Consider the following 23,910-nt stretch of genomic DNA (forward strand, 5'->3'; position numbering starts at 1 on the left):
CAGGTAGGGAAGCTGTGACGAGTGGATCAGGTGATTCACGCCACGGCGCGGCATCCGGCGCGACCTCCGCAGGGCGTCCGCGGGACGACCGCGGGGCGTCCGGCGGGTCGGACAACGGGGAGAAGGTGACCAAGGTGGACAGTCCGGCGGACCAGACGTCCGGTCCCGCACCCCACTCCACCACCCCGCCCCTCACCGAACGGCAGGAGGCACGCCGCCGCCGTATCCTGCACGCGACCGCCCGACTGGCCTGCCGGGGCGGCTTCGAGGCGGTGCAGATGCGGGAGGTCGCGGAGTCCTCGCAGGTCGCCCTCGGCACGCTGTACCGCTACTTCCCGTCCAAGGTGCACCTGCTGGTCGCCACCATGCAGGACCAGTTGGAGCGGCTCCACGGCGACCTGCGCAAGAGCCCGCCGCCCGGCGCGACGGCGGCGGACCGGGTGGCGCTGACCCTGATGCGGGCCTTCGGCGCGCTGCAACGCGAGCCCCGGCTGGCCGAGGCGATGGCCCGCGCCCTGACCTTCGCCGACCGCAGCGTCTCCCCGGAGGTGGACCAGGTCTCCTGCCAGACCACGGCGATCATCCTGGACGCGATGGGCGGCCTGGAGAATCCGACCCCCGAGCAGCTCTCCGCGGTCCGCGTCATCGAGCACACCTGGCACTCGGCCCTGATCACCTGGCTCTCCGGCCGCGCGTCCATCGCCCAGGTCAGGGTCGACATCGAGACGGTGTGCCGACTGATCGAGCTGACGGAGCCCGGGACGGGTGGGCGGGCGCCCCGGCCCGGCCCCCTTACCTCCGGGTAAAGTGGCGGCGTCGTCATCACCCGTACGGGGGGAAGCCGGTGCAATTCCGGCGCTGTCCCGCAACCGTGAGCCGTCCGTCCGGCCCCTGGAGGGCCTCCTCGGACGGTGAGCCGGAATGCCCCGCACGGACGTGACCGGCTCACGTGCCCGGCGCCCGCCGGAGCACGGGCACCGTCGAGGCAAACGGGGCCGAGCCGCCCGGGGGTGCCCGTGCTGCCCGACTCCGCGCAGGGAAAGGCACCCACCCGATCATGAACGTCCGCCGTCGCAGCGCCGCGGCCCTGGCCGCCATAGCCGTGCTCGGCGCCGCCGCCGCGCCCGCGGTCGCCGCCGACCCTTCACCCTCCGCCTCGGCTCCGTCCGGCCTGTTCGGCAGTACCGACCCCCAGTACGACGGTGTCTGGCGCCAGTCCCTCGCGCTGCTCGCGCAGAAGACGGAGGGCCTGGTCCCGTCGTCGAAGGCCGTGAAGTGGCTCACGGACCAGCAGTGCGACAACGGTGCTTTCGCCCCCTTCCGGGCCGACCCGGCCATGGCCTGCGACGCCAAGACCATGGTCGACACCAACAGCACGGCCGCCGCCGTCCAGGCGCTGTGGGCCGTCGGCGGGCACGGTGACGTCGTCGAGGATGCCCTGACCTGGCTGAAGTCCGTGCAGAACAAGGACGGCGGCTGGGGCTACAGCCCCGGCGGTCCCAGCGACGCCAACTCCACCTCCGTCGTCATCGGCGCGCTGACCGCCACGGAAACCGACCCCGCGCGGGTCGTCAAGGACGGCAAGTCCCCTTACGACGCCCTGCTGACGTTCGCTCTGCCCTGCGGCAAGGACAAGGGCGCGGGCGCCTTCGCCTTCCAGCCGGACAAGGACGGCAAGCTGCTCGCCAACGCCGACGCCACGGCTGCCGGTGTCCTCGGCGCGCTCGGCAAGGGCCTGGTCACCGGGGCGGGCGAGAAGGCCGGCGCCGCCACCTGCGCCGACGCGGGGAAGCCGACCCGCGACCAGGCCGCCGCCAACGGCGCCGCGTACCTCGCCGACGCCCTCGCCGAGGACGGTCACCTCACGTCCGCCCTCGGCGGCTCCGCCGACCAGCCCGACTACGGCAACACCGCCGACGCCGTCGTCGCACTCGCCGCGCAGGGCGGCGCGGACAAGGCGGCGAAGCCGCTGGCCTGGCTGCAGAAGAACGCCGCGGCCTGGGCGAAGCAGAGCGGCCCCGCCGCCTACGCCCAGCTGATCTTCGCCGCCCACGCCACGGGCACCGACCCGCGGGACTTCGGCGGCCAGGACCTCGTGGCGTTGCTGGGCGCGACGGGGCCGGGTCCGCAGGGCGTCGAGGCGCGTGACAGCGCGACCGCGAGCGCCCAGGACGAGAAGGACAAGACGGACGGGAAGGACGAGAAGGAGGACGACTCCCCCTTCGGCGTCTGGTGGTTCGTCGGCATCTGCCTGGTCTTCGGCATCGGCGTCGGCTTCCTGCTCAGCGGCCGCAACAAGAAGCAGCAGCCGTGACCCGCCGCCTCGCCCCGCTGCTGCTGGCCGCGCTCGTGCTGATCGCGGGGGCGGGCCAGGCGCAGGCCGCCGGCTACCGCTACTGGTCCTTCTGGGACCGCGACGGCGAGCACTGGACGTACGCCACCCAGGGCCCGTCCCTCACCCGCCCCTCCGACGGCGACGTCCAGGGCTTCCGCTTCGCGGTGAGCGAGAACTCCGGTGCCGCGGCCCAGCCGGGCGGCACCGCGGACTTCGCGGCGATCTGCGCGAAGACGCCCGCGAAGGACGGCAGCAAACGGGTGGCGCTCGTCCTGGACTTCGGTACGGCGTCCGACGCCCCGTCCGGCGAGACCCCGCCCGCCGGCCGCACGGCCTGCGCCCGCGTCTCCCCCGACGCGACGACCGCCGACGCCCTGGCAGCCGTGGCGGGTCCGCTCCGCTACGACACCAACGCCCTGCTGTGCGCCATCGCGGGCTACCCGAAATCGGGGTGCGGGGAGCAGGTGTCGCAGAAGGACGCGGCCCCGGAGCAGAAGGGCACGCCGGCCGAGGGCGGGGACGAGAACGACGGCGGCCCGTCCGTCGGCCTCGTCGCAGGCGTCGCGATCATCGCCGCCCTGGGCGCGGCAGGGGCCTGGCAGGCAAGGCGGCGCAGAAATGCCACCGACTGACCCAGCGGGCCGTCGTGCCACGCAGCCCGCGGGCAGCCGTGCCGCCGGGGCGACGGGGGTCCCCCCGCTCGAGCGAAGCCGAGAGTGGGGGAGGGTGCGCGCAGGCGGCACCCGGCACGCGCCGGCAAGCGCCCCCGCCCCCCGCCACCAGCGCACCGCACCACTCCACCCCGGCGCCTGGTGGCTCTGGGCCCTTTCCCTCGGCACCGCCGCCACCCGCACCACCAACCCCCTCCTCCTCGCCCTCCTCGTCGCCGTCTCCGCCTACGTCGTCATCGCCCGCCGCCCCCACGCCCCCTGGTCCCGCTCCTACGGCGCCTTCGTCAAGCTTGGCCTCACCGTGCTCCTCATCCGCCTCCTCTTCACCACGATCCTCGGCTCCCCCATCCCCGGCACCCACACCCTCGTCACCCTCCCCGAAGTCCCCCTCCCCGACTGGGCGCAGGGCATCCGCCTCGGTGGCCGGGTCACCGCCGAGGGCCTCGCCTTCGCGCTGTACGACGCGATGAAGCTGGCCGCCCTCCTCATCTGCGTGGGTGCCGCGAACGCCCTCGCCAACCCCTCACGCCTCCTCAAGTCCCTCCCCGGCGCCCTGTACGAGATGGGTGTCGCCGTCGTCGTCGCGCTCACCTTCGCCCCGAACCTCATCGGCGACGTCCAGCGCCTGCGCGCCGCCCGCCGCCTGCGGGGCCGCCCGGACAGGGGCGTACGCGGCCTGCTCCAGGTCGGACTCCCGGTGCTGGAAGGCGCCCTGGAGCGCTCCGTCGCCCTCGCCGCCGCGATGGACGCCCGCGGCTACGGCCGTACCGCCCAGGTCCCCGCCCCCGTACGCCGTACCACCGCCGCCCTCACCCTGGGCGGGCTGCTCGGCGTCTGCGCGGGAACGTACGGGCTGCTGACCGCCGCGGGCGGCACCTACGGCGTCCCCGTGCTCCTGGCCGGCGTCGCCGCCGCGCTCGCGGGCCTGTGGCTCGGCGGTCGCCGGTCGGTCCGCACCCGCTACCGCCCGGACCGCTGGGACGCCCGCGCCTGGCTGGTCACCGCCTCCGGCGCGGCGGTCGCGGCCCTGCTGTTCCTCGCCGCCGACCGCGACCCGGCGGCGCTGCACCCGGGCGTGGTCCCGCTGGTGGCCCCCACCCTGCCGCTGTGGCCGGCGGCGGCCGTACTCGTCGGCCTGCTCCCGGCGTTCGTCACCCCCGCCCCCCACCCCGTACCCGCCAAGGAGCCGTCGTGATCCGCTTCGAGGATGTCTCCGTGACGTACGACGGAGCGGCCGAACCCGTCGTCCGGGGCGTGGACTTCGAGGTCCCCGAGGGTGAACTCGTGCTGCTCGCCGGACCGTCGGGGGTCGGCAAGTCGACGGTGCTCGGCGCGGTCAGCGGCCTCGTGCCGCACTTCACCGGCGGCACGCTGAGCGGCCGGGTCACGGTGGCCGGCCGCGACACCCGCACCCACAAGCCGCGCGAACTCGCCGACGTGGTCGGCACGGTCGGCCAGGACCCGCTCTCCCACTTCGTGACGGACACCGTCGAGGACGAGCTCGCCTACGGCATGGAGTCCCTGGGCCTGCCCCCGGACGTGATGCGCCGCCGCGTCGAGGAGACCCTCGACCTGCTGGGCCTGTCCGACCTGCGGGACCGCCCCATCGCCACCCTCTCCGGCGGCCAGCAGCAGCGGGTGGCGATCGGCTCGGTCCTCACCCCGCACCCCGACGTGCTGGTCCTGGACGAGCCGACCTCCGCGCTGGACCCGGCCGCGGCGGAGGAGGTCCTGGCCGTCCTCCAGCGTCTCGTCCACGACCTCGGTACGACGGTCCTGATGGCCGAGCACCGTCTGGAACGCGTCATCCAGTACGCCGACCAGGTCGTCCTGCTCCCGGCCCCGGGCGCGGCGCCGCTCCTCGGCCCCCCGGCGGACGTGATGGCCGTGTCCCCGGTGTACCCGCCGGTGGTGGGCCTGGGCAGGCTGGCGGGCTGGTCCCCGCTGCCGCTGACGATCCGGGACGCCCGCCGCCGTGCGGCCCCGCTGCGGGAGCGGCTGGCCGACCGGGAGATCCCGGACCACACACCGGCCGCGACGGCCGCGCCGTCTCCGTCGTCTGCGCCGTCCGCGTCGTCCGCCGCCGCACTCCCCGCTCCCCGGTCCGCCCGGCCCGCGTCCCCCTTCTCCCGCCTGCGTCGCCGCAGGAACTCCCCGGCGGCCTCCACCGCCCCCGTCCCCTCGCCCTCCCCCTACGCGGCCGAGGTCCGTTCCCTCGCCGTGCGGCGCGACCGCGTCCAGGCCCTGCGCCACGTCGACCTCACCGTCTCCCCCGGCGAGACCGTCGCCCTGATGGGCCGCAACGGCGCCGGGAAGTCCACCCTGCTCTCCGCGCTCGTCGGCCTCGTCGAACCGTCCGCCGGTTCGGTCCGCACGGGCGACGCCGTACCGCACCGCACGGCCCCCCGTGACCTCGTACGCCGCGTCGGCCTGGTCCCGCAGGAGCCGCGCGACCTGCTGTACGCCGACACGGTCGCCGCCGAGTGCGTGGCCGCCGACCGGGACGCGGACGCGGCTCCCGGCACCTGCCGTGCCCTGCTGTCCGAGCTGCTGCCCGGCGTCACCGACGACACGCACCCCCGGGACCTCTCGGAGGGCCAGCGGCTGACCCTCGCCCTGTCCGTCGTCCTGACGGCCCGCCCGCCCCTGCTCCTCCTGGACGAGCCGACGCGCGGCCTGGACTACGCGGCGAAGGCCCGGCTGGCCGGCATCCTGCGCGGTCTGGCCGCCGGCGGCCACGCGATCGTGCTGGCCACGCACGACGTGGAGCTGGCCGCCGAGCTGGCCCACCGGGTGGTGCTGCTCGCGGAGGGCGAGGTGATCGCCGACGGTCCGGCGGCGGACGTCGTGGTGGCGTCCCCGTCGTTCGCGCCGCAGGTCGCCAAGGTGCTGGCGCCGCGGAAGTGGCTGACGGTGGCGCAGGTGCGGGAGGCGCTGGCATGACCGGCGGCCGTCCTGCCCCGCGGCGTGACCGCCGGACCCCGCGGCGTGACCGTCAGGCCCGGGCCGTCCGCCTGGGCCCCCGTTCCGTCGCCGCCCTGGTCCTGGTCAGCGCGGTCGGGGTGGCGGGCTTCGGCTGGCCGTTCCTCGCGCCGCCCGACGCCTCGGTGAACGCGCACGCCCAGGACGCGCCGTGGCTGTTCGCGGGCGTGCTGGTGCTGCTGGTCGCCGTGGTGGGGGCGACGATCTCGGAGTCGGGCCTCGGTCCCAAGGCCGTGGCGATGCTCGGCGTCCTGGCGGCGACGGGCGCGGCGCTGCGGCCCATCGGCGCGGGGACCGCGGGCCTGGAGCCGATGTTCTTCCTCATGGTCCTCAGCGGCCGGGTGCTCGGCCCCGGCTTCGGCTTCGTGCTCGGCTCGGTCACGATGTTCGCGTCCGCGCTGCTCACGGGCGGGGTGGGGCCGTGGCTGCCGTTCCAGATGCTGTCGATGGGCTGGTTCACGATGGGCGCGGGGCTGCTGCCCTTCCCCGACCGCCTGCGCGGCCGTGCGGAACTGCTCGTGCTCGCCGCGTACGGCTTCCTGGCCGCCTTCGCCTACGGCGCGATCATGAACATGCAGGGCTGGCCCTTCCTGGATCCGGAGGGCTCGGCCATCGGCCCCGACCCGGACGTCGGCGTCGCCGCCAACCTGGCCCGCTTCGTCGCCTACTGCCTGGCCACGTCCCTCGGCTGGGACGGGGGCCGCGCCGCCCTGACCGTCGTGCTCACCCTCGTGCTCGGCACCCCGGTCCTGAAGGCACTGCGCCGGGCCACACGACGGGCGGCCTTCGAGGCCCCGGTCACGTTCGAGAAGGCCGACGGGGTGAGCCGCCCCACGTGACCCGGTTCACCTACGAAGCCGGACCGTAGACGACGGGCCGAGCCCCGGGCCCCTCATCCGACCACCCCGTCCCCCGCCTACGACCATTCCTAGCAAAAGGGGTGATTGCGGACGAGGGGCCGGCCTGTTTCTCTGAACCGGTCGCCAGGCGCCGACGCCCCCACGGGCCACGGCGCCGACGCACGCCCCCGCCGCACCCCACGCACACCGTGAGGACCCGGCCGGCGTGCGCCGACGCCCCCGTCCCCGAAGAAAGGCCACCTGTTGACCGCCGCCTCCCTCCTCCGCACCGTCGCCACCCCGAAGAAGGCCCTCGCCGGTGCCGCCGTCGCCGCGGCGACCTGCGGCACCCTGATCGCCGCCGCGCCCGCGCAGGCCGCGACGTCGGCCTCCTCGGCCCAGGCGACCGCGAAGAAGATGATCGGCAACTCGGCCGAGTACCAGTGCTTCTCCAGGATCGTCGATCACGAGAGCGGCTGGAACGTCGACGCCACCAACGCCTCCAGCGGCGCCTACGGCCTGGTCCAGGCCCTGCCGGGCTCGAAGATGGCCTCGGCCGGCTCCGACTGGAAGACCAACGCGGCCACCCAGATCGAGTGGGGCCTGGACTACATGAAGGACCGCTACGGCAGCGCCTGCGGCGCCTGGGACTTCTGGCAGTCCAACGGCTGGTACTGACCCGGCCGGGCCGGCACCGACCCGGCCCGCACCCCGCTCCCCCGGACCGGAGGCGGCGGCCCCCTGATCCCCGGGGCCGCCGCCTTCGTGCGTCCGGGCGAGCTGCCGAAGCGACGTCACCCCACCTGCGCCGGGCCGGTCCGGAACCGGCGCCGGTACTCCGTCGGTGTCGTGTCGAGTCTGCGGCGGAACGCCCTGACCAGGGTGTCGACGGTCCCGAATCCGCAGGTGGCGGCGACCCGTTCCAGGGTGGCGTCGGTGGATTCGAGCTGGTGGCGTGCCACCTCCACGCGGGCCGACTCGATGTAGGCGTGCGGGGTCGTGCCGAGTTCGGTCTTGAAGATCCGGGTGAGCTGCCGGTCGCTGACATGGGCGCGGGCGGCGAGGTCGGCGACGGTGAGGGGTTCGGCGATGTTGCGCATGATGTGGTGGCGCAGGTCCTCGATGCGCCGGGTCGTGGCGACCTGCTCCAGGGGGACGCTGAACTGACTCTGCCCGCTCGGCCGCTTCAGGTACATCACCAGTTGCCGGGCGACGCGCAGCGCGACGCTCTCGCCGAGGTCGTCGGCGATGAGGGCGAGTGAGAGGTCGAGGCAGGCACTGATGCCGGCGCCGGTCCACACGTCGCCCTCGCGGATGAAGATCGGATCGGCGTCGACCTCGACGGCCGGGTGGTCGGCGGCGAGTTGCCGCGCGGTCGACCAGTGCGTGGTGGCGCGCTTGCCGTCGAGGAGTCCGGCGGCGGCGAGGAGGTGCGCCCCGACGCAGACGGAGGTGACCCTCCGGGACCGGTCGGCGAGCTGCCCCACCCGCTCCACCACGGCGGGGTCGACGAGCGGGTGCACGCGGCGCCGGTCGTCCACCTCGACGGCGCCTGGCACGATCAGGGTGTCGATGCGCCGCGTGGTCAGTTCACCGAAGGTGGTGTCGGGCAGGACCCGGACCCCGGCGCCGGTGGTGACCGGTTCCATGGTCTCGGCGGCGAGGACCACGTCGTAGCCCGCCGCCTCGTCCGTCTCGCGCCGCGCGAGGGAGAACACCTCCGGTGGTCCGGTGACGTCGAGCAGGTCGACGCCTGCGAAGAGGACGATGACGATCAGTCGTCCGACGGTGGTACTCAAGGGGCCCCCACGCTCACAACTGCCATGTCGGTATCTGCAGGTTAGACGACATTGCCGACACCCGGCGGTGAGCCATAACGTCATGGGCGCAGGTCACCGCACCGGTGAACTGCCTTCCCCGACACGCGAATCCAGGCGGTTTCCCATGCCCAGAACGACGCTGCGCGAGCTCAACGGCTTCGACGACACCCCCGCGAAGCTCTCCGAGTCCACCCTGGTCCTCGTCGACTACCAGAACACCTACACGACCGGCGTCATGGAACTGGACGGCTGGCAGGCCGCGCTCGACGCCGCCGCCGGGCTCCTGGCACGTGCCCGCCGGGAGGGCACCAAGGTCATCCACGTCGTCAACGACGGCGGCGAGGGCACGCCGTACGACATCCGGGCCGAGATCGGGCAGATCCACCCGAGCGTCGCGCCGGCCGACGGTGAGCCCGTCGTCGTCAAGAAGGTGCCGAACGCGTTCGTCGGTACGGATCTGGCCGAGCACGTCGACGCCGCGGGCAACGGCGACCTCGTCATCGCCGGGTTCATGACGCACATGTGCGTGGCCTTCACCGCCCAGGGCGCCTTCCTGCGCGGCAACCGCCCCACCGTCGTGGCCGACGCCAGTGCCACCCGCGCCCTGCCCGTCGCGGGCCTCGAACTGGACGCCCGCCAGGTGCACCACAGCGCCCTCGCCACCATCGCCGACCTGTACGGGGTCGTGGTCCCGTCGCAGAAGTCGCTGACCTGAGACGACAGTGACGACCCGGCCACGGTCAACGTTTCTGTTCGATTTATCGTCTTCGCACGTGTGCCCACGCCGGGCACGCCCTGGAAGCCGAACGGAAACCCCGACCGTGGTCCCTGCCGAAGTCACCGTCCCCCGGCCAGAACGGCGTACGGACAGACGGCCGAGCGACACCCTGCGTGCCTTCGCGCGCCGGCATCGCGTGCCCCTGCTCGCCACGCTGCCCACCGTCCCGCTGTACGCGGTGTGGTGGGCGTTCCTCGCCACCGGTGGCGGTGACCTCGCCGCGCAGGAGGCGTGGGCCGACTTCGCCTCACGGCACGGCTCCTCGGCCTACGGGCTGTTCTGGTACGGCGGGATGCACACCGCCAACTACAGCGTGATCTCGCCGTATCTGATGGCCGCGCTCGGCGTGCGCACGGTCACCGTGGCGTCCGGAGTGGCCGCCTCCTGGCTGGCGGCCGTGCTGATCAAGCGGACCGGCGTGCCCAGACCGGTGTGGCCCGCGCTGCTCGCCTCGCTCGCCCTGTGGTGCGACGTCGCCTCGGGGCGGACGACCTTCGCCCTCGGCGTCGCCCTCGGACTGGCCGCCTGTGTGCTGCTCACCGGCGAGAGGCGGTTGTTCCTCGCCGCCGCCTACGCCGCGCTCGCGACCATGGCCTCGCCGGTGGCCGGGCTGTTCCTGGCCGTCGTCGGGGCGGCGTTCCTGCTCGTACGGGACTGGGGGCGCGCTCTCGTGCTCCTCGTACCGCCCGCCGCGGTCGTCGGGCTGATCACGCTGCTGTTCCCCTTCACCGGGGAGCAGCCCATGCCGGCGGACCGAATATGGCCGCCGGTCGTGCTCGGCCTCGCCGTCACCGTGCTGGCCCCGCGCACGTGGCGGATCGCCCGGTGGAGCGGCGCCGTCTACGCGGCCGGGACCGTGCTGACGTACCTCGTCGCCTCGCCGGTCGGCACGAACGTCGAGCGGTTCGCGGAGCTGTTCGCGCCCGCCGTGCTGGCCGCGGCCCTGCTCGCCGCGCCCCAGTTCACCGCACCCCCGCTCCTCGCGACCCTGCTCACGGCGCCCCGGCTTCGGCAGCTCGGGCGCGGTCTGCTGGTCGTCGCGCTCGTCTTCTCCGTCGGGTGGGTGGGGAAGAAGACCGTCTCCGACCTGAGGGTGTCCACCGTCGTTCCCGCCTGGGCCGCCGAGACGGACGGTGTCGTGCGGGCACTGGACGGACTCGGTGCCGACCGCACGCGGGTGGAGGTGGTGCCCGCCCGCAACCACCGCGAGGCGGTCGGCCTCGCCCCGCACGTCAACATGGCCCGCGGCTGGAACCGGCAGCTCGATGTGGAACGCGCGCGCCTCTTCTACGACGGCACCTTCTCCGCGGCCACCTACCGGGCCTGGCTGGATCGCTGGGCGGTCGGCTTCGTCGTACTGCCGCTCGGCAGGCCGGACGGCCCCGCCGAGGACGAGGCCGCGCTCGTGCGGGACCCGGCCCTGCGGCCCGAGTGGCTGGAACCCGTCTGGCAGGACGAGCACTGGCGGGTGTACCGGGTGCGGGACGCCGTACCGCTCGTCTCCGCGCCCGGCACCGTGGTGACGACCAGCAGCGCCGAACTGGTGCTGCGGGTGGACCGGCCCGGCCCGGTGACCGTGCGGGTCGCCTGGTCGCCGTGGCTGCGCACCGACGGCGGGTGCCTCACCCGCGACGGCGAGTTCACGCGGCTGACCGTGCCGGCGCCCGGCGAGTACCGGATCAGCTCACGGTACGGCCTTCCGCCGGCCCCGGCGCAGGACCGCTGCTGACGTCGTCGGCCGGGGCGGCGGTCGTTTCCTCGGCCGGCGTCTGGACCGGGGGCTTGGCCGGGGACTTGGCCGGTGTCTGGACCGGGGGCTTGGTCAGGGACTTGGCCGGTGTCTGGACCGGGGGCTTGGTCAGGGACTTGGCCGGTGTCTGGGCCGGGGACTCGGCCAGCGTCTGGGCCAGTGTCCTGGCCGTCCCGGCCGGGACACCGGCCGCGGCCTCGACCGCGCCCCCCGCTGTGCCGGTGGCCGTGGCCGCCGCGGTCACCGTCCGGGCCCTCGGGCCCTGGAACAGGTAGGCCAGGCCGAAGCCCGCCACGACCACGGCCGCGCCGCCCACCGCGTCCAGCACCCAGTGGTTGCCGGTCGCCACGATCGCCGAGACGGTGAAGAGGGGGTGGAGGAGGCCCAGGGCCTTCATCCACACCTTCGGCGCGATGATCGCGATCGCCAGCCCGCACCACAGCGACCAGCCGAAGTGCAGCGACGGCATCGCCGCGTACTGGTTGGTCAGGTGCGTCAGCGTGCCGTAGTCCGGCTTCGAGAAGTCCTGCACGCCGTGGACCGTGTCGATGATCCCGAGCCCCGGCATCAGCCGCGGCGGCGCCAGCGGGTACAGCCAGAAGCCGACCAGGGCCAGCAGCGTGGCGAAGCCGAGGGAGGCGCGGGCCCAGCGGTAGTCGACGGGGCGGCGCCAGTACAGGACGCCGAGGACGGTCAGCGGCACGACGAAGTGGAACGACGTGTAGTAGAAGTCGAAGAAGTCCCGCAGCCAGCCGACCCCGACCACCGCGTGGTTGATCGCGTGCTCGATGTCGATGTGCAGGAAGCGCTCGATGTCGAGGATCTGCCGGCCGTGCTCCTCGGCACGGGTCCGGCCGGCCGAGTTGCTGCCGCCGGTCGCCGCGAGGCGGACCTGGGAGTAGGCGGCGTAGGTGACCCGGATGAGCAGGAGCTCGAGGAGCAGGTTGGGTCGGGTGAGGACCCGGCGCAGGAAGGGCAGCAGGGGGACGTGCCTGAAGCGGGTCGGGACCGGGGGCGCGTAGCTCGTCGGGACCGGGGTGTCGAAGTACGGCGACGTGCGGGACAGGAAGGGCACGGCGACGGCGGCGGCCAGCGCCGCGAGCAGCACGACGTTGTCGCGCAGCGGGTAGAGGGACGCCATGTTCGGCAGCATCATCTTCGCGGGCAGCGTCATCACGAGGACGACGGCGACCGGCCACACGTACCGGTCGGAGGCGCGCTTGCCGACCCTGCCGACGACGGCGGGCAGCACCCACAGGAGCTGGTGCTGCCAGGTGGCCGGAGACACCACGACGGCCGCGCAGCCGGTGACGGCGACCGCGAGCAGCAGCTGGCCGTCGCGGGCGTAGCGCACCGCGCGGCGCAGGGCGAGCACCGCCACGGCCGTACCGAGGACGAGGAAGAGGACGGTCTCCAGCGGGCCGGAGAGGCCGAGCCGCAGCAGGGCGCCGTGCAGCGACTGGTTGGCGAGGTCGTCGGCCTCGCCGCCCAGCCCCACGCCGGCCATGTGGTGGACCCAGTAGGTGTAGGAGTCCTGCGCCATGGCCGCCCAGGCGACGGCGGTGCAGGCGAGGAAGGTGACTCCCGTGGAGACGGCGGCCCGTCTGCGGTCGGTGAACCACAGCAGGGGGACGAAGAGGAGCACGGTCGGCTGGAACGCGGCGGCGACGCCGATCAGCGCGCCGCCGATCCGGTCGCCGTGCTCACCGCGTACGGCGAAGCAGCCCAGCAGGACGAGGAGCACCGGGATGATGCTGGTCTGGCCGAGCCACAGCGCGTTGCGCACGGGCAGCGACAGCATCAGCAGGCTGATGGCCACGGGCGCCGCCAGCAGCGCCGTACGGCGTCCCACCGGCCGGGGCAGGGCGCGCGCGGCCACCAGGCCGAGGGCGACGACCAGCAGCAGTGAGCCGAAGGTCCAGCCCCAGCCGAGGGCCTGCTCGGCGGCGCGGGTGAACGGTTTGAGGACGAGGCCGACGAAGGGGGTGCCGGTGAACTGCGTGGAGTCGTACAGGGACCCCTCCACGTGCAGGACCCCGTGCTCCCCGACCCAGGTCTCCAGGTCCGTCAGCCGTTCCCCGCTGGGGCTGCCGAGGACCGTGGCCAGCTGTCGTACGGCGAGGACGGCGGCGACCAGCCACAGGCCCAACCGCGCGAGGCGCATCCGCGCTCTGGTCGCATCGACGGCGGGTGCTCCGAAAGCCTCCGCCGGTCGCCCACTGTGCTCCGCATTCGCCACGCCTCGTCGGCCTCCCGCCCCGCTCGTCCCGCGCCCGTGAACGCGGAGTGCTGTCCTTGCGAACCCTATGAGGCTCGCACCACCCCCGGAGGGAGACGCAGGCAGCCCTCGTTCCACCTGACAGACGCCCGTTTTATCCCGTATTTTTCGACTGTCCGCCAGTCACCCGGCCGACTGTCCGACTGTCTGTTCGATTTTCCGCTATTCGCCCGGCCGCACCCGTTCGGTCATCCGTTCGGCCATTCATCCGGACGACGATAGTGCGGGAGCCGTTCGGACGCCTCCCGCCGGAGCGAGAAGGATCACAGGTCACGAACCGGCGGCGCGCGCCGCCACCCGCAGACGTCCCTGCGTGCGGGTCCTTTTGGTGCACTGTGCAACGACAGGCGTACCGGGCGTAAGCGGCGCATCAGCGCCTATGGTCGCTTTTCGGCCTGCGGCGCGTGTCGCGGGCCTCTTTCCGGCCCGGCGACAGTGCCGCCGTGCGGGTCGTGGTGTCCCTGTCCCCGTCGAAAGCAGGCGAGCGAAGTTTTGTCGGCCGTCCCCATCGCCGCTCATCCGTCCCGCACGAACTCCTCCTCGTCTCCGGCGCCGGTCCCCTCCGCCGGGACCGGTACCACCCCCACCGCCACCGACCCCGCCCTCGTCCGGCGCGCCGTGAAGGCGGCGGCGCTCGGCAACGCGATGGAGTGGTTCGACTTCGGCGTCTACAGCTACATCGCCGTGACGCTGGGCAAGGTCTTCTTCCCGTCGGGCAACCCGACCGCGCAGCTTCTCTCCACGTTCGGCGCCTTCGCCGCGGCGTTCCTGGTCCGGCCGCTCGGCGGCATGGTCTTCGGTCCGCTGGGCGACCGGGTCGGCCGGCAGAAGGTCCTCGCCGTCACGATGATCATGATGGCGGCGGGCACGTTCGCCATCGGGCTGATCCCCTCGTACGCGACGATCGGCGTCTGGGCGCCGGTGCTGCTGCTGGCCGCGCGACTGGTGCAGGGATTCTCCACGGGCGGTGAGTACGCGGGCGCGTCCACCTTCATCGCCGAGTACGCGCCGGACAAGCGGCGCGGGTTCCTCGGAAGCTGGCTGGAATTCGGCACCCTCGCCGGGTACATCGGCGGTGCGGGACTGGTGACCCTGATGACGGCGCTGCTGTCCGACGGCGACCTGACGTCCTGGGGCTGGCGCATCCCGTTCCTGATCGCCGGGCCGATGGGCATCATCGGGCTGTACCTGCGGATGCGGCTGGAGGAGACGCCGGCGTTCGCGGCCGAGGTCGAGAAGGCGGAGGCGGAGCGGCCCAAGGTGCCGCTGCGCGAGATGGTCAGCGGGCAGTGGAAGGCACTGCTGCTCTGCGTCGGCCTGGTGCTGGTCTTCAACGTCACCGACTACATGCTGCTGTCGTACATGCCGAGCTATCTGACGAGCGAGCTGAAGTACGACGCGACGCACGGGCTGCTGGTCGTGCTGGCCGTGATGGCGCTGATGATGGTCGTGCAGCCGTTCGCGGGCGCGCTGACCGACCGGGTCGGGCGGCGGCCGGTGATCGCGGCGGGCTGCGCGGGCTTCCTGCTGCTGTCCGTCCCGGCGCTGCTGCTGATCCGCCAGGGCAGTCTGGTGGCGGTGGCCCTGGGCATGGCGGCGCTGGGCCTGCTGCTGGTGTGCTTCACGGCGGCGATGCCGTCCGCGCTGCCGGCGCTGTTCCCGACCCGCGTGCGCTACGGGTCGCTGTCGATCGGCTTCAACGTGTCGGTGTCGCTGTTCGGCGGGACGACGCCGCTGGTGGTGACCGCGCTGATCGGGGCCACGGGCAACATGATGATGCCCGCCTACTACATGATGGCCGCGGCCGTGGTCGGTGGCGTGGCGGTGTGGTTCATGAGCGAGTCCGCGGGCCGGCCGCTGCCGGGGTCGGCGCCGGCCGTGGAGGCCTGAGGACAGGGGCCCAGGGCCTGTCGTTCGGATCAGGTCGCCACGACAGGCCGGGCCCCGCGGGGGACACGCCCACGCCATCGCCTGACACACCACCGCCCCGGGGCTATCTTCGTTAGCGCATCTACTTAGAAACCCTAACGACGCACACGGAAGGCCCCCGGCATGAGCGAGTCGCGGCTCTGGGACGACGTCGACGCCTACTTCATCAACCACCTCAGCCCGAACGACGACCCGCTGGAGGCCGCCCTGAGGGAGAGTGACGCCGCCGGGCTGCCGCAGGTGAACGTCACCGCCAACCAGGGCAAACTCCTGCAGCTCCTCGCCCAGATCCAGGGCGCCCGCACCATCCTGGAGATCGGCACCCTCGGCGGCTACAGCACCATCTGGCTGGCCCGTGCCCTGCCCGCCGACGGCCGCCTGGTCACGCTGGAGTACAGCGACCGGCACGCCGAGGTCGCCACCCGCAACATCGCCCGCGCGGGACTCGACGCCCTCGTCGACGTGCGCGTGGGCCCGGCGCTGGAGACGCTGCCGGAGCTCGCCGACGAGAACCCGGCGCCCTTCGACCTGGTCTTCATCGACGCCGACAAGGGCAACAACCCGCACTACCTCGAGTGGGCCCTGAAGCTCACCAGCACCGGCAGCCTGATCGTCGTCGACAACGTGGTCCGCGGCGGCCGCGTGGCCGACGCCGACAGCACCGCCGACGACGTGCGGGGCACCCGCGCCGCCATCGAGCTGATCGGCAGCCACCCGCGGCTCAGCGGCACGGCCGTCCAGACGGTGGGCAGCAAGGGGTACGACGGGTTCGCGCTGGCGCGGGTGCTCGCCTGACGCGTCTCAGGCCTCGCGTGTCACGCCTCGCGTCTCAGCCTGGCGTCTCAGGCCTCGTGGTAGAAGCCGACGTTGACGCTGCGCGGCTCCGTGCGGTCCTGCACCACGATCTCGCCGCTGCCGCCCCTCGGCAGCGGCGCGGTGCCGCCGTAGGCCAGGGACTGCGCGTACGTGCCGACGGTGAGCCGCACGTCGGAGGACGGGTCCGGCTGCGAGCCCCGCAGCCACGTCACCTGCCACGTGCCGTCGGGGCCGCACCGGAACTCCAGGTGGACCCGGGAGACGAACAGCCAGTCGTCCGGCGTGACCAGCCGGCACACGGACCTGTCCCGGCCCACCCGCAGCACCGTGCCCGGCTCGCTGGGCGCGTCGGCCATCTGCATGCCGGCCGTGGCGCCCGCGTCCGCCGCGGTGACGGCGGCCATGGTGAGTTCGAGCACGTGCGCTCCTTCGGAGAGGTCCCTCGTTGGCGTATCGCCGCCGCATGATAGATCGGCCGGCGCGGCGGTGTCCGGCACAATGGGGTCATGACCGAGCGAAAGCCACCCGGCGTCGACTTCGAGTCCTGGGTCGACAAACAGATTCAGACCTTTACACAAAGACCGCTCGTGACCAGGGATGATGACTGTCCGTAGATCTGGGCATGAGTAGACCCCCTGGTCATCGGCTCACCAGGGGGTCAGTCTCAGGGTGTGGGGGCCGGCTAGGCCATGTCGTCCATCCGCTCCTGCCGAGACTCCGCCACGTCGACAGCGGCCCTGGTGGACTGTGCCAGGAAGAACAGAGCCCTAGTGAGTTCAGCCTTGGTCACCGCTCCGTCCTCTGCCACAGACAGAGCCCGTGCGATGTCCTGCCTGGCAACCCTGAGCACTGTCTCTTCTCGGGACTGCACATCCTGAGCCTCAGAGATCCGCGGCACGAGGAGTGCCCCTTGTAGAAGTTGCTCGACCCTGCCACCTGCCTCACAGATGACAGTCTTCCCCGGCGCTCCCTGTCCCTCTGGGATGATGCTCATGGTCCCTACCTCCATAGGGGCAAGGGTCGGTAGGTGAGTCGCTAGCTCCCTGCCGGCCCGTCCTTTGTAGCTTGCTTCGTAGCAAGCCAATCGCGCATAGCGAGCATAGCGCGGATGCAGTATCTAGCGCGATAGCTGAGCATGATCCGCATGGACGCAGCACTGCCGCCGTGGCGACGTGTAGCCAAGGCACTTGAGGAGCGGATAGCCGACGGCACCTACCCCAAGGGCTCACAGCTTCCTGGTGCCGTGCCTCTCAGTGTGGAGTTCGACGTCGCTCCGTCGACTGTGGCCAAGGCTGTACGTGACCTCAAGAACCGTGGACTGCTCATAGCCTCCCCAGGTTGGGGCACGTTCGTCGCCTGACGTTTCCTAGGGACACTTTGGCCCTGTCTAGGCGCCCTGTCTCCTGCTTGCCCTTGGGATGACTGCACTTGTTTCAGGCGCCACTCATCTAGGACATGCTGGCACGCTATGAACTCACACGCTTTATTCCCTTGCACATACCCGGGGTAATGCTTGTGTTCCATGTCGTGAGACCCGCCGGGGTGGCCTTCCTTCAATCGTGTACGGGTTGTTCTCGTTCAAGATCACGAACATACCCGTACGTGGTCCTTGCACCCCGTCATGTACGGGTTTTGAAATTCTCAGAAGTCTGAGGAGCAGTACGGTTGAACCAAGAAGAGTGGATTGCAAAGTGGCTTGAGAAAGCCCCTCCACTATCAGATGAGACAGCGGAAGACATTCTATTTCTACTTGGCTTGAAATCCCGAGAAACAGAACAAGGGCCCCCGCCGAAGCAGGGGCCCAATTGCCAGTGTCAGTGTTCCCAATCATCTCCATAGCCATTCGCCTTGGCAAGGAAATGCCGGGGCTTGGGATTGTGGTTGTACTCCTCCACAACCGGCGGGTTGGGGTTCGGCTCAATAAGGCCAGGAACCTTGACGAGAGACGTAATCCCAACGGTCTCACTCTGATATTCCAGGGCCAGGGATGCTTCCCAAGTAAGCATCCCATCGGAGTTGAGTTCCCAATACTCCAGGTTGTCACCCTGGGAGTGTCCGAGCCGCGGAACGGTGTCGATATCGCCGGCGGTCACAACCCATGAGAACAGCCCTGCATGCCTCTCCAGAGTCGCCTTGGCTTCCATGGCAGCCTTATACAGTCGCTCCCATTCCTCACGAGCCTTGACAGCCTTGGCAGCTTCCCTAAGGCCCATCGGCACGAGCTCTTCCCGGACCCCGTCCTCAAAGGCCTTACGAGCCTTGGTAACCAGAGCCTCAAGAGCCGGCACCATGCGCTTGTATTCGTCTACCTTGGTCAGGATAGCGCGCAGCACCTTATCGCGGTCAGGCAGCGCCTTACCTGCCGCAGCGGCCTCAATCTCCTGCTCTCGGAGGTCCCTCTCAGCCTCCTGCACTGCGGAAACGTGGTACACGTACTGATCCAAGGCATTGAGAGTCCTACGAGGGGCGTACCGGGCATTCTCCTGCCGGTACGTTTCCAACCTAGCCACGGCATCTTCATACGCCTTACGCAGCCCCTTAACCTTAGAGGAAAGCGAAAGGTCCTTCGGGGGCTCAAAGTTATTCGTAGTCATGTTGTCTCCCATTAAACGATCGGTGTCCGGTCCTCAGAGAAGTTGTTCCCTACGGTCGTTGTAATCTCAGTACCAAGCCTGATCCGCTCATTGGTACCGTCGTTGTGGATGCCTTCCAAGAGGGCATGGAGGTAGGCGGAGTTGATACTCACATCCTTGGCCCCGGAAATGTGCACTCCGTAGTCAGGGGACGTGTTCGCGGTACCCCCGTCATCCGTACCCACATAGCAAGTAAGACCAGTGACAACTACAGGAGCAGTACCGCTAAGACGTAGGCCGGCATAACCTCCACCACCAGGACCACCATTACGGCCATCCCTACGGGTCATGAGCCCCTGGATAAGGAAGCCACCATTGCCGCTAGCATCGTGGCGCACCCCATCCCAACCATTCCTGTCGGTAGAGCATCCGATTAGGGACATGGAGCCCGACCCGGGCCAGTTACCCCAACCCCCGGCAATGTGAAACCCATAGTTGCCGTTCCACTCGGCACGACAATGAGTCACTATGCCGTTTGCACAGTTGATGAGCTTAAATCCCGTAGACCAACATCCAATTACCTGGCAGTCTTCCAGGGTGATATCAGTGTTCCGTTCGAACACCATCCCATTGACGTGACAGTTGTCTACCATCACGGAGTGAAGACGCCACGAGTAAGGCCAATCACCGTTGGCAGCACCTGCGGTAATGATGCCGTTGTTCGGCATCTGACGAATACAGACGTCCCTCAGCACAACGTTCTGCACATTACCCTTGGCATAGATACCGTCAAGGCCACCAGTAGGCACCTTAGAGCCATCAAGCATCAGATTAATGATGCGTTGCTCCCCATTGATTGCAGGATGATCCCCATCGTCCTCACCAATGATGGTAATCATGGCGCCTGTATTGAACGTGGGCGCAGCCTGCAAATAGCACGGCCACTCGTCACCAACCATCCCGGGGCCCACCATTAGGTTGCTGTGGGACCCCAGGAGAGTCACACCGCGGGGAAGGTCTAGGGGCTGTGAGACCTTGTAGACCCCCTTGGGGAAGTAGACAACCCCGCCATAGTCAGCAGCTTCAATAGCTGCCTGAATGGCCGGGGTGTCATCCGCTATACCGTCTCCTAGGGCCCCATATGAAGCTGCCTTGACGTTGTGCCAGTCATTGCTACTCCCGCCCTCTCCGAGGGCGTCAGGGAGCTGTGCAGGCAGTACCTTGCCATCAGGGCCAAGAGTGGCAAAGCCATTTGCAACGCCCCTCTGAGTCGTAATCTCGGCAACAGCAGCTCGCTTGGAGCCGTGAGGGTCATCCGCGGTCAGGTGGAAGGCCAGCACTCCGGCAGTGTTGATCGGGACCATGGCCACACGGCCGGCGCCAAAGTCGGCGTAGACCAGGGTGATATTATCCGGGCCGTAAAAAGGCCCCACCATGCCCTGAGAGTCCGCGGTAAGCACCTGCATGGGAATACCCGAGGAATCCAATAGGTCAGTGATCTGTGTAGCTTCCTCTGTGGGACCGTTCCATACGGTCCCCTCAGCACCGGGGGCCCGAGAACCATCTATATTCTCGGCCACATCTGCGGCTGTGCCGCCAAACAAGTTCCTAGCCATACAAGTTCCCCTTTGGTCAGTCGTTGTTCAGGGCGTAGCGAATGGCGCTACGCACATCAGGGTCAGAAACGCCAGAGAGGGCGTCTTCCAGGGAGATACCCAGCACCCTGGCCAACTTGAGTTGATGGGACAATGTGGGGGCCGTGGCGCCTGTAAACCACTTCTGTGGTGTGTGGTCATGGACTTGGCATGCCTTGGCTATCTCGCAATAAGAGATGCCACGGACCTTCCTAATGACGCCCCAGCTACCGGGGTCCCACACGTTGATATCGCTCATTGGTTGCTTCCTTGTCTGTGAGGTGTCATGCGGTGTGAAAGGGGTATCAGCATGCATGAAAAATGGCCCCGGCCAGAAAGACCGGGGCCACTTCCCTGGGCAATTCGGGACCAGCGCTGAGCAAGGAGGGGGATCATGCATGACTACAAACCGCGGAAGAGGCGTCAGCATTGCTGATGCCGACTAGGGGTGAGAACTTCTCCGCTCTTCTCCCTACCTATGACGTAGGTGTCACTCGACACCCCTTTGTGACACCCAAGGGGGGAAGTGAGGCACAGATCACACCAGGAGGGACCACAGAGCTACCAAGGCTCTGTACGGCCTTCTAAGAGCCTCCCAGGGGCTCAGATGACCAAGGAGGCCAGGGAACCACTCTGAAGCCGCCTCAGAGCCATACAGAGGCTCTGAGGGGCGCGGGACAAGGTATGTCGTCACCTTCGTTCCTCACAGCCATTAAATGGCTGGTCTCACTGCCAGCCTTGAAGGCTGACTAGTTTGACAGTCGGTCTCTCCGTTCCCTCCTTGCCGTGGCTGTCTGAGATCCCTAATCGAAGACAGACAGTCAAAGGATCTTGTTCCTACTAGCCAAGGTAAATACTCCTAGTCTCTTAAGGAGACTAGGAGGAAGTTAGTGTTAGAAGTTAGTACGCCACATCTGACGTACACCCCCCGTCAGATCTGACGTACACCCTAGGCGTCCGGCATAGCTCCAAGTCGGTAGGTCACCGGTCCGTTAAAGGTTCGGCTCTGCTCTCGGATGAGGTCTGCCTCCCTCAGAGCCTCAAACCCTCGTTCCACAGTTCGCCGGCCTTTGGGCAGCATCTCTGTAACCGTGTCGATAGTGGGGAACACGCCTTGGGTGTTCCCGTTTCCTCCGAAGCTAGCCAAGGCCACGGCTACACGTACCGCGGAGTCCTTGACATCCTGTCGGTTGACTATCTGAAGCCATTCATTAGGGCGTTTGGTCATGTCCACCCATGCGGCCTTAAAGCGCTCTTTCTCTCTAGCAGCCTCAGCCGCTTTCTCCGCAGCCTCCCGTCGCTCTTGATCGACTATCCAAGGGCTCTTTTCCGCCCAAGGATCACAATCTACCTTCCCGCTATTGATCTGTTCAGTGGTCACGCTTGTCTCCCATCCTTGCGGTTACCTTGTCAATCTCCTCTGCCATGGAATTGACCATGGCGTCATGAATCATGTCTTCTGCCTCAGGCCAATCCACCTTGTACAGGCCGGCCACAAACCAGACAGCCGCAGTCATGTCCATAGCTCCACGCCAAACCATCGATCCCACACGTTCGATGGCAAGTTCCTTTTCTGCCTTAGTCATCCTGTCCTCTCCAGACACGACAAAGGGCCCGTAACGTGTGTCACGGGCCCTGCTTCTACTACTTGTTCAGTTGTTGTATCTCAGAGACTCAAGCATATGGTTTGCCCATATCCCTGTCAGGAACTCTGCGGACTCGTCCTCAGACAGGCATGCAGTCTGTGCGTAGATCTTGACCGCTGCTCCTAGGGTCAAGGTTCCTGCACTCCAGTGATCCCCCAAAGTGTTGACCAGTTCGGTCAACGTCTCCAACTGTCCTTCCTCCCAGTCTGACAGTTCCTCACCGTTCTCGTCTACGTACAGACCCATGTTAGGGTTACCTCTCTCTCACGAGAGACAGAGGGGCGTTCAGTTTGGCGACAGGGCGCCCCTCTGCCAATGTAACAACGGTGTAGCGTGGGTTATTCCCCGGACAGGCCTAGGTGCTCCATCCTTGTCTTGCGCTCTGGCCAGGATTCCGGGGCCGGCGTGACGTCAAACGTCTTACGCCCTACCTCAATCCGGTAGCCAGACTTGATCAGTTGCTTCCTCTGGCCTTCCAAGTCCAGAGTCCCCCACAGCTCTAGGAACGTCTGTCCTGTGTCTGTTTCAGACCAGTGGCCCTCAACCACAGGTTCCGCGGCTAGCTCTGTCTCTCGCGCCCTCAGAGCATGCATGCGATCCCTGTATTCCTTGGGGTTGTCCTCGAACTCCCCCTCTACGTACAGGTGCCGCAGACGAGAGATGCGCTTGCGGGTAGCTTCCAGCTCCCTAGTGTTGTCCGTCCCAGGGACCCATACTTTCTCGGTCACTCGCTCCTGTCCGTAGCGCTGTAGGAAGTAGATCTCAATCCACTCTTCAACTTCCGCAGCACGGACCGAAATACCGCGGCACCGATCTTCCTTGGGCCACGCCCCACAGGTGTAGTACCGGTAGTCCACACCGCTATGGACGGATGACTTGTGGATTGCCTTACTGCCACACTGTCCACACCAGACAACACCGTACAGAGGTGACGTGCCGTTGACTCGTCGCACCTTGGTCTGGATCCGAGCCTCAACGGCTGCTTGTAGGACTTCCCACTCTTCCTCTGTGAAAATAGGCTCTGCCACCTGTACAGGCTGTCCCTGACTGTCGTACAGCACCTCACCCTTGTGCTTCTTGTAGCCGAGTAGGGCAGGATCCCTGAGCAAGGACTTAACGGTTGTCTCGCTCCACTGCTCCGGTACGCCCTCTGCCGCGCCACGACGGTGCACAGGCTTACCGCGGCGCAGCCTGGCACGGTCCCGGGCAGTGTGTTCCCCTGACTCATTCAGAGCCTTGGCCACACCAAAGAACGACTGTCCGGCAAGAACCTGTCGCCGCATCTCTTGCAACACCTTGACCATGTCAGGATCTTGCTCTAGGTACGTCGCTGTCTTCCCGTCCAAGTACCGCTTGACCGGACGGTAGCCAAACGGGGGGATACCTCCCGTCCATCGAGTGGTGAACCTGCGTCGTTCGTGGCTGTCCTTGGTCCGTGCCTTGATCCTGTCCAGCTCCATAGCAGGGCCAAGGCCCTTGGCATGCAGGAGCAGCCGGCCGGTACGGGAGTGCATCTGCTCATTGAAGCCAGGGTCATCCAACACAAGGACAGTCTTGTTGTGCTCGATGGCCCAAAAGACAAAGCGCAGGAAGTGAATGTCATCCCGGGATAGTCGGTCCTGTGTCGACACCCAAAGTTCGTCCCACTTGGACAGGTTCTCCTCTGTCAGCCAAGGGCCAAGTTCCTTGCGCTGGAACGGGTCAACGTCACCCGAGACAGAGAGGTCAACCGCAGTACCAACGACCGTGGCGCCCTCTGTCTCAGCACGCCGGGTCAGTTTGTCGTGCTGGCTCTCAATGGAATCTGACTTCTCATTGCGGTCATCAGAGATGCGCTCCGCAAACAGGACCCTTCGCAC

23 protein-coding genes and 1 riboswitch are annotated in these 23,910 nt (G+C 68.6%); of the genes, 12 read left to right on the forward strand and 11 right to left on the reverse strand.

Going from position 1 to position 23,910, the window contains the following annotated elements; genetic code table 11:
* Positions 1 to 125: 125 nt before the first annotated feature.
* The 7 genes from RM812_RS17265 (at position 126) to RM812_RS17295 (ending at position 7,505) form a co-directional block, all read left to right on the forward strand.
* Entirely contained in the window at positions 126 to 806 is a 681-nt protein-coding gene (locus RM812_RS17265) for a TetR family transcriptional regulator (protein ID WP_311573460.1), read from the forward strand.
* A 28-nt stretch (positions 807 to 834) separates the two neighbouring features.
* Positions 835 to 927, forward strand: a riboswitch (cobalamin riboswitch).
* Between the two features lie 130 nt (positions 928 to 1,057).
* Positions 1,058 to 2,314 carry a prenyltransferase/squalene oxidase repeat-containing protein gene (locus RM812_RS17270; RefSeq protein ID WP_311573461.1) on the forward strand — a complete coding sequence of 419 codons (1,257 nt, stop codon included), beginning with the start codon at positions 1,058 to 1,060 and terminating at the stop codon, positions 2,312 to 2,314.
* On the forward strand, positions 2,311 to 2,967 hold the full coding sequence (locus RM812_RS17275) for an SCO2322 family protein (protein WP_311573462.1): 657 nt from the start codon (positions 2,311 to 2,313) through the stop codon (positions 2,965 to 2,967). The genes RM812_RS17270 and RM812_RS17275 overlap by 4 nt, the downstream gene beginning before the upstream one ends.
* A gap of 94 nt (positions 2,968 to 3,061) precedes the next feature.
* Positions 3,062 to 4,201 (forward strand): energy-coupling factor transporter transmembrane component T, encoded by a 1,140-nt coding sequence (locus RM812_RS17280; protein WP_311573463.1) that lies wholly within the window; start codon positions 3,062 to 3,064, stop codon positions 4,199 to 4,201.
* Positions 4,198 to 5,949 carry an ABC transporter ATP-binding protein gene (locus RM812_RS17285; RefSeq protein ID WP_311573464.1) on the forward strand — a complete coding sequence of 584 codons (1,752 nt, stop codon included), beginning with the start codon at positions 4,198 to 4,200 and terminating at the stop codon, positions 5,947 to 5,949. Before RM812_RS17280 ends, RM812_RS17285 begins: the two co-directional genes overlap by 4 nt.
* Positions 5,946 to 6,827: an ECF transporter S component gene (locus RM812_RS17290; RefSeq protein WP_311573466.1), complete on the forward strand. Its 882-nt coding sequence runs from the start codon at positions 5,946 to 5,948 to the stop codon at positions 6,825 to 6,827. Before RM812_RS17285 ends, RM812_RS17290 begins: the two co-directional genes overlap by 4 nt.
* Positions 6,828 to 7,091: 264 nt before the next feature.
* On the forward strand, positions 7,092 to 7,505 hold the full coding sequence (locus tag RM812_RS17295; RefSeq protein WP_311573467.1) for an aggregation-promoting factor C-terminal-like domain-containing protein: 414 nt from the start codon (positions 7,092 to 7,094) through the stop codon (positions 7,503 to 7,505).
* Positions 7,506 to 7,621: 116 nt separating this feature from the next.
* Here the strand turns inward: RM812_RS17295 and RM812_RS17300 are convergent, their stop codons facing one another.
* Positions 7,622 to 8,626, reverse strand: coding sequence for a GlxA family transcriptional regulator (locus RM812_RS17300; protein WP_311573468.1), 1,005 nt, complete (start codon positions 8,624 to 8,626; stop codon positions 7,622 to 7,624).
* Between the two features lie 145 nt (positions 8,627 to 8,771).
* On the opposite strand from RM812_RS17300, the gene RM812_RS17305 reads away from it, so the two are divergent.
* Positions 8,772 to 9,362, forward strand: coding sequence for a cysteine hydrolase family protein (locus tag RM812_RS17305; RefSeq protein ID WP_311573469.1), 591 nt, complete (start codon positions 8,772 to 8,774; stop codon positions 9,360 to 9,362).
* Between the two features lie 106 nt (positions 9,363 to 9,468).
* On the forward strand, positions 9,469 to 11,154 hold the full coding sequence (locus RM812_RS17310) for a hypothetical protein (protein ID WP_311573470.1): 1,686 nt from the start codon (positions 9,469 to 9,471) through the stop codon (positions 11,152 to 11,154).
* On the opposite strand, the gene RM812_RS17315 is transcribed toward RM812_RS17310, so the two are convergent.
* On the reverse strand, positions 11,105 to 13,414 hold the full coding sequence (locus RM812_RS17315; protein WP_311573471.1) for a bifunctional glycosyltransferase 87/phosphatase PAP2 family protein: 2,310 nt from the start codon (positions 13,412 to 13,414) through the stop codon (positions 11,105 to 11,107). The two genes, RM812_RS17310 and RM812_RS17315, sit on opposite strands and share 50 nt — an antisense overlap.
* Positions 13,415 to 13,945: 531 nt before the next feature.
* Between RM812_RS17315 and proP the strand changes: the two genes are divergently transcribed.
* Positions 13,946 to 15,343: a glycine betaine/L-proline transporter ProP gene (gene proP / locus RM812_RS17320; protein WP_311573472.1), complete on the forward strand. Its 1,398-nt coding sequence runs from the start codon at positions 13,946 to 13,948 to the stop codon at positions 15,341 to 15,343.
* A gap of 162 nt (positions 15,344 to 15,505) precedes the next feature.
* Positions 15,506 to 16,177, forward strand: coding sequence for an O-methyltransferase (locus tag RM812_RS17325; RefSeq protein WP_311573473.1), 672 nt, complete (start codon positions 15,506 to 15,508; stop codon positions 16,175 to 16,177).
* Between the two features lie 47 nt (positions 16,178 to 16,224).
* On the opposite strand, the gene RM812_RS17330 is transcribed toward RM812_RS17325, so the two are convergent.
* Entirely contained in the window at positions 16,225 to 16,617 is a 393-nt protein-coding gene (locus RM812_RS17330) for an FHA domain-containing protein (RefSeq protein ID WP_311573474.1), read from the reverse strand.
* Positions 16,618 to 16,880: 263 nt separating this feature from the next.
* The gene (locus tag RM812_RS17335) at positions 16,881 to 17,192 is read right to left on the reverse strand and encodes a hypothetical protein (RefSeq protein ID WP_311573475.1); all 312 of its coding nucleotides are present in this window, start codon (positions 17,190 to 17,192) and stop codon (positions 16,881 to 16,883) included.
* Between the two features lie 150 nt (positions 17,193 to 17,342).
* Here RM812_RS17335 and RM812_RS17340 point away from each other — a divergent pair, with 150 nt between their 5' ends.
* Positions 17,343 to 17,558 (forward strand): winged helix-turn-helix domain-containing protein, encoded by a 216-nt coding sequence (locus RM812_RS17340; protein WP_311573476.1) that lies wholly within the window; start codon positions 17,343 to 17,345, stop codon positions 17,556 to 17,558.
* Between the two features lie 454 nt (positions 17,559 to 18,012).
* Here RM812_RS17340 and RM812_RS17345 read toward each other — a convergent pair whose 3' ends face one another.
* The 7 genes from RM812_RS17345 to RM812_RS17375 all read right to left on the reverse strand — a co-directional run bounded on the left by RM812_RS17345 (position 18,013) and on the right by RM812_RS17375 (position 23,910).
* Complete coding sequence (locus tag RM812_RS17345; RefSeq protein ID WP_311573477.1) at positions 18,013 to 18,804, reverse strand: hypothetical protein; 792 nt, start codon at positions 18,802 to 18,804, stop codon at positions 18,013 to 18,015.
* Positions 18,804 to 20,387, reverse strand: coding sequence for a right-handed parallel beta-helix repeat-containing protein (locus RM812_RS17350; RefSeq protein WP_311573478.1), 1,584 nt, complete (start codon positions 20,385 to 20,387; stop codon positions 18,804 to 18,806). Before RM812_RS17350 ends, RM812_RS17345 begins: the two co-directional genes overlap by 1 nt.
* Positions 20,388 to 20,403: 16 nt before the next feature.
* On the reverse strand, positions 20,404 to 20,664 hold the full coding sequence (locus RM812_RS17355; protein ID WP_311573479.1) for a helix-turn-helix domain-containing protein: 261 nt from the start codon (positions 20,662 to 20,664) through the stop codon (positions 20,404 to 20,406).
* A gap of 690 nt (positions 20,665 to 21,354) precedes the next feature.
* The gene (locus RM812_RS17360; protein WP_311573480.1) at positions 21,355 to 21,786 is read right to left on the reverse strand and encodes a hypothetical protein; all 432 of its coding nucleotides are present in this window, start codon (positions 21,784 to 21,786) and stop codon (positions 21,355 to 21,357) included.
* Positions 21,776 to 21,991, reverse strand: a complete 216-nt coding sequence (locus RM812_RS17365; protein ID WP_311573481.1) for a hypothetical protein — start codon at positions 21,989 to 21,991, stop codon at positions 21,776 to 21,778. The genes RM812_RS17360 and RM812_RS17365 overlap by 11 nt, the downstream gene beginning before the upstream one ends.
* A 66-nt stretch (positions 21,992 to 22,057) precedes the next feature.
* Positions 22,058 to 22,297 carry a hypothetical protein gene (locus RM812_RS17370; RefSeq protein WP_311573482.1) on the reverse strand — a complete coding sequence of 80 codons (240 nt, stop codon included), beginning with the start codon at positions 22,295 to 22,297 and terminating at the stop codon, positions 22,058 to 22,060.
* A gap of 92 nt (positions 22,298 to 22,389) precedes the next feature.
* Complete coding sequence (locus RM812_RS17375) at positions 22,390 to 23,910, reverse strand: recombinase family protein (protein ID WP_311573483.1); 1,521 nt, start codon at positions 23,908 to 23,910, stop codon at positions 22,390 to 22,392.

The sequence above is a fragment of the Streptomyces lancefieldiae genome, assembly GCF_031845825.1.
Taxonomy (GTDB): domain Bacteria; phylum Actinomycetota; class Actinomycetes; order Streptomycetales; family Streptomycetaceae; genus Streptomyces; species Streptomyces lancefieldiae.